The 14,342-nt window shown below is 64.6% G+C and carries 11 protein-coding genes and 1 pseudogene; 6 read left to right on the top strand and 6 right to left on the bottom strand.

Annotation, left to right across the window (positions count from 1 at the left end):
• Nucleotides 1-29: 29 nt before the first annotated feature.
• The 4 genes from B0G38_RS14030 to B0G38_RS14045 are packed head-to-tail and all read right to left on the bottom strand — an operon-like array spanning nt 30 to nt 4,283.
• Nucleotides 30-950, bottom strand: coding sequence for an ATP-binding cassette domain-containing protein (locus B0G38_RS14030; RefSeq protein ID WP_264669983.1), 921 nt, complete (start codon nt 948-950; stop codon nt 30-32).
• A complete protein-coding gene (locus B0G38_RS14035; protein ID WP_264669984.1) occupies nt 943-1,788 on the bottom strand; it encodes an ABC transporter permease in 846 nt (281 codons plus the stop codon). The genes B0G38_RS14030 and B0G38_RS14035 overlap by 8 nt, the downstream gene beginning before the upstream one ends.
• On the bottom strand, nt 1,781-2,722 hold the full coding sequence (locus B0G38_RS14040) for an ABC transporter permease (protein ID WP_264669985.1): 942 nt from the start codon (nt 2,720-2,722) through the stop codon (nt 1,781-1,783). Before B0G38_RS14040 ends, B0G38_RS14035 begins: the two co-directional genes overlap by 8 nt.
• 43 nt (nt 2,723-2,765) lie before the next feature.
• Nucleotides 2,766-4,283, bottom strand: a complete 1,518-nt coding sequence (locus B0G38_RS14045; RefSeq protein ID WP_264670089.1) for an ABC transporter substrate-binding protein — start codon at nt 4,281-4,283, stop codon at nt 2,766-2,768.
• 1,044 nt (nt 4,284-5,327) lie between these two features.
• Between B0G38_RS14045 and B0G38_RS14055 the strand changes: the two are divergent.
• The 3 genes and pseudogenes from B0G38_RS14055 to B0G38_RS14065 all read left to right on the top strand — a co-directional run.
• Nucleotides 5,328-5,626 (top strand): annotated as a pseudogene (locus tag B0G38_RS14055) (acetyl-CoA C-acyltransferase); the annotation flags it as partial.
• 206 nt (nt 5,627-5,832) lie between these two features.
• Nucleotides 5,833-6,228, top strand: a complete 396-nt coding sequence (locus B0G38_RS14060; RefSeq protein ID WP_264669986.1) for a carboxymuconolactone decarboxylase family protein — start codon at nt 5,833-5,835, stop codon at nt 6,226-6,228.
• Between the two features lie 195 nt (nt 6,229-6,423).
• Nucleotides 6,424-7,872, top strand: coding sequence for an MFS transporter (locus B0G38_RS14065; RefSeq protein ID WP_264669987.1), 1,449 nt, complete (start codon nt 6,424-6,426; stop codon nt 7,870-7,872).
• Nucleotides 7,873-7,975: 103 nt separating this feature from the next.
• Here B0G38_RS14065 and B0G38_RS14070 read toward each other — a convergent pair whose 3' ends face one another.
• The gene (locus tag B0G38_RS14070) at nt 7,976-8,800 is read right to left on the bottom strand and encodes a nitrilase-related carbon-nitrogen hydrolase (protein WP_264669988.1); all 825 of its coding nucleotides are present in this window, start codon (nt 8,798-8,800) and stop codon (nt 7,976-7,978) included.
• A 139-nt stretch (nt 8,801-8,939) separates the two neighbouring features.
• On the opposite strand from B0G38_RS14070, the gene B0G38_RS14075 reads away from it, so the two are divergent.
• A complete protein-coding gene (locus tag B0G38_RS14075) occupies nt 8,940-9,836 on the top strand; it encodes a dihydrodipicolinate synthase family protein (RefSeq protein WP_264669989.1) in 897 nt (298 codons plus the stop codon).
• Nucleotides 9,837-9,848: 12 nt separating this feature from the next.
• On the opposite strand, the gene B0G38_RS14080 is transcribed toward B0G38_RS14075, so the two are convergent.
• Nucleotides 9,849-10,493: a hypothetical protein gene (locus B0G38_RS14080; protein ID WP_264669990.1), complete on the bottom strand. Its 645-nt coding sequence runs from the start codon at nt 10,491-10,493 to the stop codon at nt 9,849-9,851.
• A gap of 173 nt (nt 10,494-10,666) precedes the next feature.
• Here B0G38_RS14080 and B0G38_RS14085 point away from each other — a divergent pair, with 173 nt between their 5' ends.
• Together B0G38_RS14085 and B0G38_RS14090 are read left to right on the top strand one after the other, a co-directional pair.
• Nucleotides 10,667-11,860, top strand: a complete 1,194-nt coding sequence (locus B0G38_RS14085) for an MFS transporter (protein ID WP_264670090.1) — start codon at nt 10,667-10,669, stop codon at nt 11,858-11,860.
• Nucleotides 11,861-11,909: 49 nt separating this feature from the next.
• Complete coding sequence (locus B0G38_RS14090; RefSeq protein ID WP_264669991.1) at nt 11,910-14,306, top strand: multicopper oxidase domain-containing protein; 2,397 nt, start codon at nt 11,910-11,912, stop codon at nt 14,304-14,306.
• Nucleotides 14,307-14,342: the final 36 nt, after the last annotated feature.

Below are 14,342 nucleotides of genomic sequence, written 5' to 3' on the forward strand. Positions count from 1 at the left end.
CCACCTGGGCCAAGTAGCCAGAAAACCACCTACGAATAACGCCGGAATCCCCGCAAACACGGGGATTCCGGCGTCTCAGACAGACGTAACTTCGGGCTAGGGGCCACCGGCACGGATCGGGGAGGGGGCATGAGGGTTGCCGCGTCAAGGAGGTTCTTCGTGCAGGCTGTTTTCGGATCCGTTAGAACAGCTCTCGCCCGTCCCGACTCTCGGATGCGTCCGGCGTCCATTACCACCACCCGATCGGCGAATGCGGCGACGGTGGCGAGGTTGTGGGTGATGTAGAGAACACCCAGTCCGCGTTCATGCCGCTCTCGATCGATCAGTTGCAGGATTTGCCGTTCGAGCACTTTGTCCAGGGCAGACGTCGGCTCGTCTGCCAACAACAACTCCGGCCGCCCGGCCAGGGCGAGGGCCATCATGGCTCTTTGGGCCATGCCTCCGGACAGTTGATGCGGATATGCCAACGCGCAAGAGGCAGGATCTTCCAAGCCCGCTTCAGCCAGCAGATCCTTCGCCCGTGCTTTGGCGTTCCGTCCCCGGAGCCCTTGATGGAGCTTCAGCGGTTCCGCCAGGTGGTTGCCGATGGTCCGTCGCGGGTTGAACATCCGTTTGGGCTGCTGGTAGAGCATGCCGATCCGGCCGCCGCGGATGCGGTTCAGGTCAGCCTCGCGGGATTGTGCCAGATCCAGCCCGTTCAACCGGATCGCCCCTGAATCGATGCGCACCTGCGGGGGCAGCAGTCTCAGGACGGACATTGCGGTCATCGTCTTGCCGCTCCCTGAAGGGCCGACCAGGGCCACGAATTCACCCGGGGCCACGGAGAGGTCGATGCCGGAAAGGACCGGCCGGGACACAATGCCGTCCAGATACCTGCCTGCGGCATTCCGTTCAGCCAGGGGCGCCTGATGGTTGAGGTGCAGCTGTTCGATGATCAGGCCTTCAAGCATTCGGTGCCGCCTGTGAAGAGGTTGTGGTCAGTAAGAGTCGGCTGCTGGTCATGTGCGACAGCCGCTGGCCGATGAGGGTAACGCAGAGCGCGACGATGAAGATCACCAGCCCGGGTGCGAGGATCGTCAGCGGCGATCTAAGCGCGTACGGCTGTGCAGCGGCCAGCATGGACCCCCAGTCCGACTGCGGCGGCTGCACCCCCAGACCGAGGTAGGAAAGAGCACCGACGTTGATCAGCAGCTGTCCGAACCGGAGCGTTGCCTGCCCGAGCAGGGGAGCGGCGAGATGGGGCAGGATGTGGCGAAGAATGATGAACGAGGGGGAGCATCCGAGCACGCGGGCAGCCTCAGTGAATCCGCGTGCGGAGACGTCGTAGGCAAGCGCGCGTGCCAGCCGGGCGAAAGGCGTCCAGCCAGTCACGGTCAGCGCCAGCAGGAGGGACGGATAACCGGTCCCCAGCGCGGCGACCAGAAACAAAGCGATCACCATTTCCGGCAGTGCCAGGAGGACGTCGTTGGTACGGGTGAAGAACTCATCGAGCCAGCCTCGGCGGCGGGCACTGATGACGCCGATCGCTGTGCCGACGACGCCGGTCAGTATTGTTGCCAGAGCTGCGATGGTCAGCGAGAACCGTCCGCCGTCGAGCAGTCGGCTGAAGGTGTCCCGGCCGAGGTGGTCCGTGCCCAACCAATGGGCTGAACTGGGCGGGGCCAGCCTGGCTGCCAGGTCCTGTTCCGCGGGCGGGTAGGGGCTAATCCACGGGGACAGCGCCACTGACAGCACGACGAGGGCCAGAATTATTGTTGCTGCCATGATGAGTGCGTGCCGTTTACGCATGGTGCATCCTGAGGCGGGGATTGAGGAGTCGGTGGATCAGGTCGGCTGTTGTCGTGAGTACGACGGCGAGTCCGACGACGATGACGACGCCGCCCTGCGCCAGGGGAATGTCGCTGTTGAGCACGGCATCGTATAACAAGCGTCCCATCCCCGGGATGGCAAAGATGACCTCCACGATGACTGATCCCCCCAGCAGACCGGCGAACCACACGGCCACCATGGTGGTCAGGGGCAGCAGGCTGTTGGGTATCACATGCTTCCACACTGCCTGGGAGTAGCTGAGTCCGCGGCTTCGGGCAGCGGTGACGTGCTCCGCCCCCAACGCGTCCAGCATCCCTTCGCGCACCGCTGAGGTGAAATAGCTTGTAGGACGCAGGGCGAGCACGGCAACGGGCAGAATGACGGAGGCAGGGCCCTCCCAGCCAGCGGAGGGCAGCAGCGAAAGTTTCAGTGCGAAGACGAGCACGAGCATCGGCGCCAGCCAGTATTCCGGCAGCGCGATGAAGGCCTGGGTGACAGTGGTGATGAGCCTGTCGGCCGTGCGGCCCTCCTGCAAGGCAGCGGCGATTCCCAACACGACAGCGATTGCGGCAGCCACGCCCAGGGTTACGACGACCAGGCTCAGCGTGATCCAGAAGGCAGGCAGGACCTGGTCGATCACAGGTGTGCGGCTAGTGTAGGACAGGCCCATGTCTCCGCTGCCCAGCCGGCCCAGCCACCGCAGATACTGCACCCATAGGGGATCCTGAAGACCCAGCTCGACCGTCAGAGCCTGGACTGCGGAGTCATCGATCACGTCTCCGGCCACACGGGTGCGGATGATCTTCCGCACCGCGTCCCCGGGTGTCACATAGGGAATGAGGAAGACCACGAAAGACGCCAGAAGAACCGTGATGCCCAAGGTGGCTGTTCTCCGGGCGAGGAACATCATCATTCGGGACCTTGTTCCTGCTGGATCCCCGCCGTGCCGCTCATCCTCATGATGCGGGCTTCGTCGTTTCCGCCCGGAGCACGTAGCGTGAGAGCGGGTCCTGGATGTAGGACTGCAGATCCGTACGGACCGCGTCAACGGCCTGTTCGTTCACGAGCCAGATGTTGACGGCCTGCTCCTGAAGGATCTGCCCTGCTTCGGAGTACAGCCGGTAGCGGTCCTCGGTGTCAGCGGTCTCGGCCGCCTGCGCGATGAGCTTGTCGTAGTCCTCGTCACAGAAATGGCTCAGGTTGTAACTACCTTCGCAGGTGTAGTCGGCCGTGAGGAAGCCGATCGGGTCGGCGATGTCGATCAGGCGGTTACGCTGGCTCAGCACCATGTCGTAGTTACCTGCCAGCAGATCCGGTTCCACCGCGGCGTATTCCTTGGTCTGGATGGTAACCGGGACGCCGACACTCTTCAGGTTCGCCTGGATTACCGTCGCGACGTCCGCGAACTCCGCACGTTCCACGATAGCGATGATTTCCAGCGGCCGCTCTACGGTATATCCGACGGCAGTGAGCAGTTCCTTGGCCGCCTTCAGATCCTGCCCTTGAGGCTCAATATTTTTTGTCGCCCAGGGCTCCGACGGGGCAAACGGCCCGCTGGAGGCAATAGCAGCCCCTTCGTACACGCTGCCGGCGAGTGCATCCAGATCAAGTGCCGAGCGGATGGCCTTGCGGAAGTCGACGTCGTCGAACGGGGCCCTGCCGTTGTTCATGTACAGCGTTGCCGTCCGCGGCGAATCCGCCTTGAGGACCTTCACGCCGGAATCTGCCTCCAGCGTGGACAGACTTGAAACCGGAACGGAGAGGGAAACATCGGCTTCACCTGTCTGAACCTGAGCCGCACGGGTCGCCCCATCCGTGATGAACCGAACCTCGGCGCCGGCAAGTTGAACCTGCCCGCCCCAGTAGTTCTCATTCCGCTCCAGTGTCAGGGACTGCTTCGGCTTTTCAGAGACGGGAGTGAACGGCCCAGTGCAGTGACCGAAGGGATCGACAGCATCGTCTTCGAATGCGGCCGGCGACAGGACACCCGTGTTGACACTGGCTAGCCGGTACGGGACCAGCGGACTCTCGCTCGGAGTGGTGATCCTGACCGTACTATCGTCGATCGACTTAATACCGCTGACTACCGTCGGGCTGAAAGCCCGAGCCGGAACCTCCGCTTCAAGGACATGATTCAGCGATGCAACCACGGTTTCCGCGGTCAGCTCGGAACCGTCCTGGAACTGCACCCCTTCACGGATCGTGAAGTCCCACTCGGTGGGAGCGACCTGCTTCCATTCGGTGGCCAGCGAGGGCACGACCTTTCCCTGTTTCTCGTCGTACCTGGTAAGGGTCTCGAGGCATCCGGACAGGGACAGAATGTAGGCGGAATCGCTCTCCAAAGCCCAACCGGCCACAGGAGCACGGAAATTATCCACGACAATTCGCTGGTCACCGCTGGCAGAAGATTCGGCTCCTCCTGCCCCACCACTGAATCCGCAACCTGACAGTGCAAGAAGGGCCACGAAGCCCATGGATGCCGATAACGGGAGCAGAGCGCGCACAAAACCACCTAAAGTTCAGCGTCTACAAAAACGTTTGGAGACGATAGCGAATAGCCGAATGGCCACAGGTGAGTGTAGGCTAACCTAATTTCGCTGTCTAGCGGCATAGGAAATAACGCGTAATGAGAGTTAGAGGAACACCGTCCCGGGAATTCGATTTGCCGCCGCCTCCCCGCCTAATTGACTCGCTCTGTTATCGGCGGTGAAAGTCTCCCGTCTTCAGCCCCCGATATGTACGCGGTGAATCATTGGTTGGCGCGCAGTTGGGACCAGAAGCGCCGTCCGGGGTCCGGGTCAACTCGGAAGCGCTGGGCGTAGCGTTCGTGAACTTCTCCCATGACTCCTGCGCCGCCTCCTCGGACAGGTACCCGCCGGCGAGGTGGGCATCAAGACGCGAGAGGTGGCTCTCCCATCCTGCGCTGTCGGGGTGCCCTCGTCGAAGGCGTGGGTAAAGACCAAGCGGCAGCCTTCCTCGTCCGGGGCCAGTTCAAGGCTGTATTCATCACCGTTGAAGAGCCATTTCAGGATGCGGGGCGGATCGACTTCGATGACCTCGCCGGTCATGCCGTATGCCTCAAGCTTCTCCCCGACGGCCGGTGTCCATTGGGCGACCGCTGGGAACCAGCACTCAAGTTCTGCCGCTGGCTGCCCGCCACGCACGCTCGACCGGGTGGGGGAGGGCTCGTTCAAAGCGCAGGGCGAGTCGACCGTTGATCGTTTCGAGGGTTCCGTTGGGCATGGGTTCTCCTTTAGGTGTCGTTCAAGGTTGTCGAGGCAACTGGACCAGAGCAGTCGGTAGGGCTCCAGCCACTGGTCGACCTCTGCGAGGGGGCCCGCACGCAATGCATAAAGACGTTGCTTGTCCGCTGCGCGCACCACGACAAGCCCTGCCTCGCGTAGCACCTTCAGGTGCTTAGAGACGCCAGGCTGGCTAAGTCCGAGATGCGCCACCAGTTCTCCGGCGGCCGTTCCCCATTGCGGAGCAGATCGAGGATCGGCGCAGACCGCCGGTCCCCTGACACCTCGCTGCCGGATAAACCGGCCAGCGCCATAGTCAAAGCGCTCAAGGCGGCTGGCTGAGCTGGATTTCGTGGAGATCAACGAGGCCTTCGCCTCCGTCGCCTTGCACTCGGCGGCACAGCTGGGCCTCGGCAGGAACGGGTGAATGTCAACGGGGGAGCGATCGCCCTTGGCCACCCCATTGGTGCTTCGGGAGCGCGGGTGGTCGTCTGCGCCGTGCACGAACTCATGCGGCGCGGAACAGGCCGGGCGGCGGTGGGGGTCAGGGGGAGGCTCTGCTGCTGTCCCGTTGAGAACCGGTCCCGGGACCACGACGACTGCACTCACCTACGAGTTTCTATAAACGGACGATTCGTGTCCGCCTCCCTCGTCGGAATTGGTATGGTGCGGCGATCCGCTGGGCTGGAGTTGGCGGACAGGTGTGCATTTCGATCTTCAATTCAGCGCCTGCAGTCTTTCAAGGGCGAGCTCGCATCTAGATACCATAGGGGGGTAGGGTATGGTTGATGACTGGTCCTCCTTCTGGATGGCTGGGCAAGTAACGGTTACGAGAAAGGGCGGCTGGATGCATTCGCACAGCGAGGAAGCAAAATACATGTCCGATATCAAGGACGCTGTGCCGGAGATGGTTGAGGCGTTCTTCGGATTCGATAAGGCGGTGTTCAACAAGAACACCGGCAACCTTGACCCGGCGACCCGCGAGCTGATCGCGGTCGGGGTCGCTGTAACCACGCAGTGCCATTTCTGCATTGAGGATCACGCCAAGCGTGCGGTCAAGGCCGGCGCGTCCAAGGCCGATGTCGCTGAAGCGGTAATGGTGGCGGCCGCTCTGCGTGCCGGCGGCGGCGTTACGCACGGGTGGAAGGCGATGAAGAGCATCGCTGAAGCCGAGTAATTCCGCTTCCTTCGTGAACACTTCCGTCAGCCCGTACCAATGTGAAAACGGGCCGCCCGGGGGAGCTTCACAAAGTGGAGTCTGGAGTGCTCGCTCAGGCAGCAGTTCCATGTCTCCGAGGGGCGGAGGGCTCCACGGGCGGGGGACAGCCCGGATGAATAAGGCAAACTTCCCGGTAGCTGATGAAGGAGAAGTGTGGCAATAAGGAATAGGCGGCAGGCTGGCGTGATGCCCCTGCTGGTGATCGCGACGGCCCAGCTGATGCTGGTGCTCGATGACTCGATCGTGAACATCGCGCTGCCGAGCATTCAACGGGAGCTGGGCGTGGATGCCGTGCATCTGCCCTGGATCGTCAACGCCTACATCCTCGCGTTCGGCGCCCTTCTGCTGCTGGGCGGCCGGACCGGTGACTTATGGGGCCGGCGCCGCACCCTGCAGCTGGGCATCGCGGTCTTCGTTCTGGCCTCACTGGCCGGAGGCCTCGGGCAGAACACGGAGATGCTCATTATCGCCCGCGCCGCACAGGGCGCGGGGGCAGCGATGATCGCGCCCAACGCCCTGGCGCTGATCGCCACGACGTTCGCGGACCGCAAGACGCGCGACACTGCCTTGTCCCTCTACGCGGCGATGTCCGCCCTTGGCATCGTCATCGGACTGCTGCTCGGCGGCGTCCTGACGGACACCCTCGGCTGGCGGTGGGTGTTCTTCATCAACATTCCCATCGGCCTGCTCGTGCTCCTGGGCAGCCGTACCCTCGTCGCCGCCAACCGCCACCAGGGGCGGCTCGGCATTATCGGCGGGGTGCTCGGCACCGGCGGCATGGTCTCGCTCGTGTACTCCATCACCCGGTTCGGCGAGGCCGGAATCACCGACCCGACCGCGCTGCTCCTGCTCGGCGCCGCCGTCGTCCTGCTCGTCGTCTTCACTCTCACGCAGGCCCGCAGCCGCCACCCACTGGTCCCGCTGAGCCTGTTCCGGGACCGCAACCGCGCCGGCGCCTATGCGTCCATGCTGCTGCTGGCCATCGGCCCCATGGGCTCCTTCTACGTCATCACCCTCTACCTCCAGCAGGTCCAGCAGTTCAGCCCACTCCAAACCGGTGCGGCCTGGTTGCCGTTCGCTGCCGGGCTCGTGCTCGGCGCCGGTGCCGCCCCGAAACTGCTGCTGCGGATCGCTCCGCGCTACGTCGCCGGAGCAGGGGCGCTCCTCAGCGCCCTGGCTGCACTCTGGTTCTCCGCCATCGAGGTGGCCTCCGGCTACTGGCTGCATCTGGCACCGGCTATGTTCGTCCTCGCGCTCGGATTCGGCCTCGGCGTCATCGCGCTCACCCAGGCGGCCGTCTACCGTGTCGACCCCGGCAAGGCCGGCATTGCCTCGGCACTGCTCAACTCAGCCCAGCAGATCGGCGTCGCGCTCGGCCTGGCCCTGCTGGCCGGAATCGCCGCCACCGTTTCCGCCCGGCAGGAGTACGCAGATGCCGCCACAAGCGCCGCCCTCACCGCCGGCTATAGCACCGCCCTAACAGCCGCGGCCGGTCTACTGGTCACCGCAGGAGTACTGGCACTTGCCATGCTTAACCCCCGCCCTACCCCCGAACACGAAAAGCCCGGCGTGATGGCGGACGCGGCCGGACCCACTACCTGAGGAACCGAACCATCACCTGAGAACCTCGTCCGCTCCGGGACGAGCGTGGCCGCAACCGTTCAGATCTGGATCCGAAGAGGCATAAGAACCAACGGCAACAATGCTAGTGCTGCGGCTGCTGCCAGGCACGATATAGCGCGGGGCGGCGGTCACGGAGGTAGGGCACGTGGCGGCGGGCCGCGGCGACGTCGTCGGCCGTGATGTCTGCCCACAGAACTTCGAACACCGTGTCGGTTCCTGCCTGGGCGAGCAGTGCGCCATCGGGGCCAACGATCACGCTGAGGCCGCCAAGCAACAACTCCTGGCCGGCGTCCGCGGGCAACGCCCCCGTGTGGTTGGCGTAGGCGATGGCCAGTTGGCTTTCCAGTGCCCGGGCCCGCAACAGGACTCCGGGCACGTCCTGGAAGCCGGAACCGAGTGCCGTCGGCACCAGCGCCACGTCCGCGCCGGCATCGGCCAAGGCCCGGACGGGCTCGGGGAACTCGACGTCGTAGCAGATCAGCAGGCCCACCTGGGTGCCCTCAAAGTCCACGGCCGACGGCGCATCTTCGCCGGGCACGAAAACTTGCTGTTCTTCCCGATCGAACAAATGCACCTTGGCGTACCGGAGGAGCTCATTCCCTGCGCGGTCCAGCAACGCAGCGGTAATGTGCCAGCCGTCGTTCTCGGCTGGTGCCGGTGCACTGTAGACCAGCCCGACCCGGTGTTCGCGTGCGATCCGGGCGGCGCCGTCGTCGATGGCGCGGGACAACTCGGGACCCAGGGAGGACTGAATGGCCAAAGGTGCGTAGCCGCAGATGAACAGTTCAGGGGTAACCAAGACATCGGCTCCGGCTGCCTTCGCCTCGGCGGCGGCACGAGACACCAGAGCAAGATTTCCCGCGACGTCCAGCACCTCGCCGGCAGCCTGCATCACCGCGATCCGCATCCGGTCCTCCTTCTATATTTAAGTACCCGCCTTAATTAGCCTAAGCGGAAACGGCGCAGCACCGCAGGATAAACTGCACCTTCCCCGAGTCGCGCAGGGATGAAACGTACAGGACCCTCGACCAACAGGAGAGACAACGATGTTCGCAGGCTTGAGTGCCTTCCCCCTGACCCCTCTGTCGGATGATGCCGTGGATGAGGCTGCTTTCAGCGGTCTCATCGAACGGCTCGCTGAGGCGAAGGTAGATTCGATCACCACGCTCGGGTCCACCGGGTCATACGCCTACCTCAGCGGTGAGGAGCGAAGCCGCGTAGCCCGCTTGGCTGTTGAGCACGCCGATGGAACACCGGTGTTCATCGGCATCGGGGCGCTGCGGACCTCGCATGTCCTCGCGAACGCTGAGAAGGCCGAGCAGGCAGGAGCCTCCGGCCTTCTGCTCGCGCCGATGTCGTACCAGCCCCTGACCGATGACGATGTGTTCGAACTGTTCCAGACGGTCGCCGTCAATTCATCGCTGCCCGTCATCGTCTATGACAATCCGGGCACCACCCATTTCACCTTCACGACCGAGCTCTACGGACGCATCGCGGAACTGCCCGGTATCGCGTCCATCAAAATCCCCGGTGTTCCGGACGATCCGGAGCAGGCACAGGCGCGGATCCAGGAAATCCGCGCAGCCGTCCCGGCACACGTGACCATCGGGGTATCCGGCGACGCCAAGGCCGCTGCCGGACTGGCCGCCAGGTGCGACACCTGGTACTCGGTCATCGCCGGCACCTTGCCCGCGCCGGCGCTGCGGATTACCCGCGCTGCCCTGGAAGGACGGGTCTCCGACGCACTCGCCGACTCTGAACGGCTTGCACCGTTGTGGCAGTTGTTCGCCGAGTTCGGCGGGAGCATCCGGGTTGTCGCAGCCATCGCGGAACAGCTGGGACTCGTGCCGAAGGGGAGTCTGCCCTTGCCGATCCAAGGGCTGAACGAGGAGCAGCGTGCCCGTGTGGCCGCGACCATCCAGGACCTCCGCCTCGACCGGTAGTGCGGCACAGGGTCAGTTGTCGGCGGAGTCCTTGAGTTCGATGTAGTCGATGATCATGAACCCATCCCACGGCACCAAGGCCACGTACCATTCCTGGGGCTTGACCGTCTCGGCCGAGACGGGCGGAAATCCTTCCCCGCGCGGAGGAATGTACGCGGCGTCGAACTTCAGGAAGGTACCGGCGTCGGTGCTGGAATGTTCCTTCATGGTCATCAGCTCGTATTCGCCGTTGGTGGGGTGGCCCGCTTCCATGGCCAGCGCGATGTTCCCTTCGTTCAGGTCGCGCTGCTCGTCGTAATACGCTTCCCACGCCACATCCGACCGGGTGACGAAGAGCGTGCCGGCATAGGCGTCGCGGTGGAGCTGGGCTAGGTCTTCCGCGCAGGTCGCGGGCAGGGCCGCGCCGCTCCATGGCGGGGAGGCGGCCAGCTCGGTGCCGGCATTGGCCCAGGCCGTGTAACTTGCCAGCACATTGGCGGCCACCTGTGCCGCGGAGCCTTGGCCGATCGGTTCGGCCTGCACCGGGGACGGGTCCACTGCGGGGCAGGTGGGAGTCGCCGTTGGTGTTGGTGCGGGTTCCGGGGAGTTGTCGCTGCAGCCGGCCAGCAGGGCCGCGGCCGCCAGCATCATGACCGTTCCACGCCTGGCGTTACGCACTGCTTCCCCCTGTGAAGTTCCAACGGCCCATGCGGCCCGGACCAGCCTACCGGCTTCACGCGCCGGCCCCGTTTAACGACGGCGCAGCCTATCGGCCTAGCATCTAAAGCGTGACGACGGCGGACCAGCAGCCCTGGCCGGGGCACCCGAAAGGCAGCAGGGCCTACCGGCACATGCTGATCGCGCTGCTCTTCGGCGGACTGGCCACCTTCGCGCAGCTCTACTCGGTGCAGGCCGTGCTCCCCGGTATCGCCCGCGACTTCCAGGTGTCGGCGGCCGACGCGGCCCTGAGCGTTTCCGCCGCCACCATCGGCCTCGCACTCGCGGTCATCCCGTGGTCCGCGATCGCCGACCGGGCCGGCCGGAAACGCACGATGACCTGGGCGATCAGTGCCGCCGTCGTACTTGGTTTGCTGCTGCCGCTCGCCCCGACTTTTCCTTCGATGCTGGCGCTGCGCTTCCTGGAGGGTGCGGCGTTGGGCGGGATTCCCGCCGTCGCGCTGGTGTACCTGAACGAGGAGGTGCAGCGGCTGCACGCTGCGGTGGCCGCGGGGACTTACGTTGCCGGGACGACCATCGGCGGCCTCGCCGGGCGGCTCGTGGCCGGCCCGGTGGCGGAGTTTACCGATTGGCGCGCGGGCGTGCTCGCGGTGAGCGCGCTCTCCGGTGTCGCCGCGGTCCTCTTTGTCCGGCTGGCCCCGGCGCCGCGCGGGTTCCGGCCGGTGGTCCGCGGCCAGGGGCCGAAGCTGGCCGAGCGCATCCTCATCAACCTGCGCTCACCCCGGCTGCTGGCACTTTACGCGCAGGGTTTCCTGCTGATGGGCGGCTTCGTCGCGGTCTACAACTACCTCGGCTTCCGGCTCGAGGCGCCGCCGTTCAACCTGCCGACGTCGCTGACCAGCCTGCTCTTCCTGGCGTATCTGGCCGGCACAGCGTCCTCGCGTTTGGCAGGCGGGCTGACCGTGCGGTTCGGGCGGCTGCGCGTGCTGCTCGCCAGCATCCCGGTGATCATCGCGGGACTGGCGATCACGCTGGCCGATTCGCTGCCGGTCATCCTGGTGGGACTTGTGGTCTTTACCGCGGGGTTCTTCGGCGCGCACTCCGTCGCGTCGGGCTGGACGCCGCGGCTGGCTACCGTGGGCCAGTCCCAGGCCTCGGGGCTCTACAACCTGTTCTACTACGCCGGCTCGAGTCTGCTCGGCTGGGCCGGCGGCCTTTTTTTCGTGCAGTTCGGCTGGTCCGGCGTCGCGATCTTTGCCGCCGTTCTCGCCCTGCTCGCAGGTACGACGGCGGTGCTCGCCTTGCGTGGTTTCGAGGCGAAGTATCCGCCGGACCAAGGGTTTTCCAAGATGGGGATGACGTACTGAGTGCAGTACTTCTTGTGGGGATTAGTACGTGCATCGAGAGGCTTTAGTCATGGGGAACGGTCTATTCAATCTTTTGCGGCCCGGAACGGCGCCCGCCACCAACGTCAGGACCGGTTCCACCGGGTCGGCCGGCGTGCTGGATCTCTACATCAATGAGGGCTTTGTGCCCATGGTCGACGGCGCGCTGGTCTACCACCGCGGGTTTGGAGACCGACAGACGGCCCCTTCGGATCCGAACCCGAGCCTGAGGATCGCTCCGCGGATCTTTACGCAGTCGGGCCAGGTAGTCGAGAGCCGTACCTACCCGCTGAAGCGGCCGCTGCCGCCCCATGGCAGGCCCGCTCCGGAGCGTCCGGATCCGCAGGAAGAATACTACTACCTGCCGAAACGCGCGTACTGGGCCAGCTATTTTCCGGAGCGGACCATTATCGCGGAGGTGGGAAGCACCATCCGGCTGCGCATCCACAACCGTCTTTCGCAGCCCCACGAACTGGCCATCCATGGAGCGGGAGAGAACCGGGGGGACGTTACCACCGGATCCATTCCCGCCGGCGCGACCGCGACCCTGAATCTGAAGGCCCCGGCACCGGGAACGTACCTCTACACAGATCCCACCAACGGGGCTGTTGAACGCACGCTGGGACTCTACGGGGCACTGGTAGTTATCGACCCTGCCCGGGCCTGGCATCTTGGTCCGAACGGCCCGGAGTTCGAGCGTCAGTGGCTGTGGATGTGCCATAACGTGGTGCCGGAGTGGGCCAGTCTTGCCTCGCGGGGCGGCAAGCTCGACAGCATCGGAACGGACGTTGCCCCGCGCTACTTCAATCTGAATGACGAGGCCGGCTTCCGATCACTGGCCGTCTCCGACGATCCTGAACTAAATGAAGAGCGGGAGGAGGACAGCCTTCCCTCCGGGTTTCCGCGCTTGACGGATGTGCGGAACTTTAGCCAGTCGCCGGCCGCGGGAACGGTCCGGACCGGACAGCTGATCCGGATGGTCAACGCCGGCATCGTGGGCCACCAGTTGCACTACCACGGCAATCATGTCTGGACCGTCCGGGAGAACGGGCGGGACTTCCCGCGTGAGAAGGGGACGGTGATGGCGGACGGCCACGTGAGCCTCCAGCAATGGGAGGACACTGTTGCGCTTTCGCCGCTTGAACGTAAAGAAGCGATCCTGCCGATGGTGCGCCCGCCGGACTGTGTCGACGCCGTTTGGGAAGCCCGTGAGGAAGACTGGCGGTACCCCATGCATTGCCATGCGGAGCCTTCACAGACGGCGGCCGGCGGTCTCTACCCTGGCGGTCTGGTCGCAGACTGGGTGCTGGCCGGAGAGCAGGAAGCCGAGGCCCACCATAAATACGAGAGCCAGGTGGACTTCGCTTCCGACCAGCCCCACGAGGGCAGCCCGGAAACCCTGTTCCGTCAGCAGCCCGACGTTTCGATGACGTTCGACTTCTTCAGCCGTGAGCTCGAATTCCCCGACGGTTCCGAGCACGAGGTATGGAGCTTTGCGACCAACAGCAAGGACCGGGGACTGCCCGGCCCGCTGGCGCGGTTCACGGAAGGCGACATCTTCCACGGAACCATTGAGCCGAGCAAGCGCGTGCACACCATCCACTGGCACGGACTTGAACCCGATCCCCGCAACGACGGCGTGGGCCACACCTCCTATGAAGTCACCGGCCACTACACCTATCAACTGAGGCCGGACATCGGCGAACCAGGGAATCCGAACCGCGGAGGGTCGGGTACGTATTTCTACCATTGCCACGTCAATACACCACTGCACGTCGAGATGGGCATGTTCGGCATCGTCATCGTCGACCCGGCAATCGACCGGGTGAAGCCGCCGCGGCCGGGCACCAGGCGAGCGTTCGTCGACGGCCCGGAGTACGACATCGCCACTGAAACTGTGCTGCTGCCGTATTCCCTGGACCCGAGCTGGCACGAGAAGAACCACGCGGCAGGCCTCTCCGGCGAGGACGCCGGCCTGAACCGGTTCAAGGCGAAGCATTTTTATACCTTGGGCGGAGTCATCCCCAAAAGGCCGGGCGGCCGCCGGGTCTGGGCCTTCTCCAGCATGAAGGCGAATACGAAACAAAGCGGACTCGCGCCGACATTGGTCCGCATGGTCAACGTGGACTATTTCCCCACCTTGACGGAATTTACCGACATGAAGGGCAAACCCGTGGCGATGGCCGACCTGATTGCCCATGACGGGCGTCCCTTCCGCAACACCGCCGATCCCAACGGCCCGTCCACGCCGGTCTGGTCCAGCAAGTATCCGCTCCGCACCAGCAAGATAGCTTCGGGAGCGGCGGAAAAATACGACTTCCTGCTCCGTCCGCCCGCACCCGGCAAGTACCTCATGCACATCAAGTTCCTGTCCTGGGTGCCAGGGCAGGTCCGGGCCACCAAGACGGTAACCATTACCGCGGTGTAGGAGGACGGCGGCGGGAAGCGTTCACCGAAGGCGTAG

The sequence above is a fragment of the Crystallibacter permensis genome (genome assembly GCF_025960875.1).
GTDB classification, from domain to species: Bacteria; Actinomycetota; Actinomycetes; order Actinomycetales; family Micrococcaceae; genus Crystallibacter; species Crystallibacter permensis.

Bases quoted from the DNA above. Each gene is read 5' to 3' on its own strand.
- B0G38_RS14030 (WP_264669983.1), bottom strand. From the start codon at position 950: ATGCTTGAAGGCCTGATCATCGAACAGCTGCACCTCAACCATCAGGCG.
- B0G38_RS14035 (WP_264669984.1), bottom strand. From the start codon at position 1,788: ATGCGTAAACGGCACGCACTCATCATGGCAGCAACAATAATTCTGGCC.
- B0G38_RS14040 (WP_264669985.1), bottom strand. From the start codon at position 2,722: ATGATGATGTTCCTCGCCCGGAGAACAGCCACCTTGGGCATCACGGTT.
- B0G38_RS14045 (WP_264670089.1), bottom strand. From the start codon at position 4,283: ATGGGCTTCGTGGCCCTTCTTGCACTGTCAGGTTGCGGATTCAGTGGT.
- B0G38_RS14060 (WP_264669986.1), top strand. From the start codon at position 5,833: ATGGTTGATGACTGGTCCTCCTTCTGGATGGCTGGGCAAGTAACGGTT.
- B0G38_RS14070 (WP_264669988.1), bottom strand. From the start codon at position 8,800: ATGCGGATCGCGGTGATGCAGGCTGCCGGCGAGGTGCTGGACGTCGCG.
- B0G38_RS14075 (WP_264669989.1), top strand. From the start codon at position 8,940: ATGTTCGCAGGCTTGAGTGCCTTCCCCCTGACCCCTCTGTCGGATGAT.
- B0G38_RS14085 (WP_264670090.1), top strand. From the start codon at position 10,667: ATGCTGATCGCGCTGCTCTTCGGCGGACTGGCCACCTTCGCGCAGCTC.
- B0G38_RS14090 (WP_264669991.1), top strand. From the start codon at position 11,910: ATGGGGAACGGTCTATTCAATCTTTTGCGGCCCGGAACGGCGCCCGCC.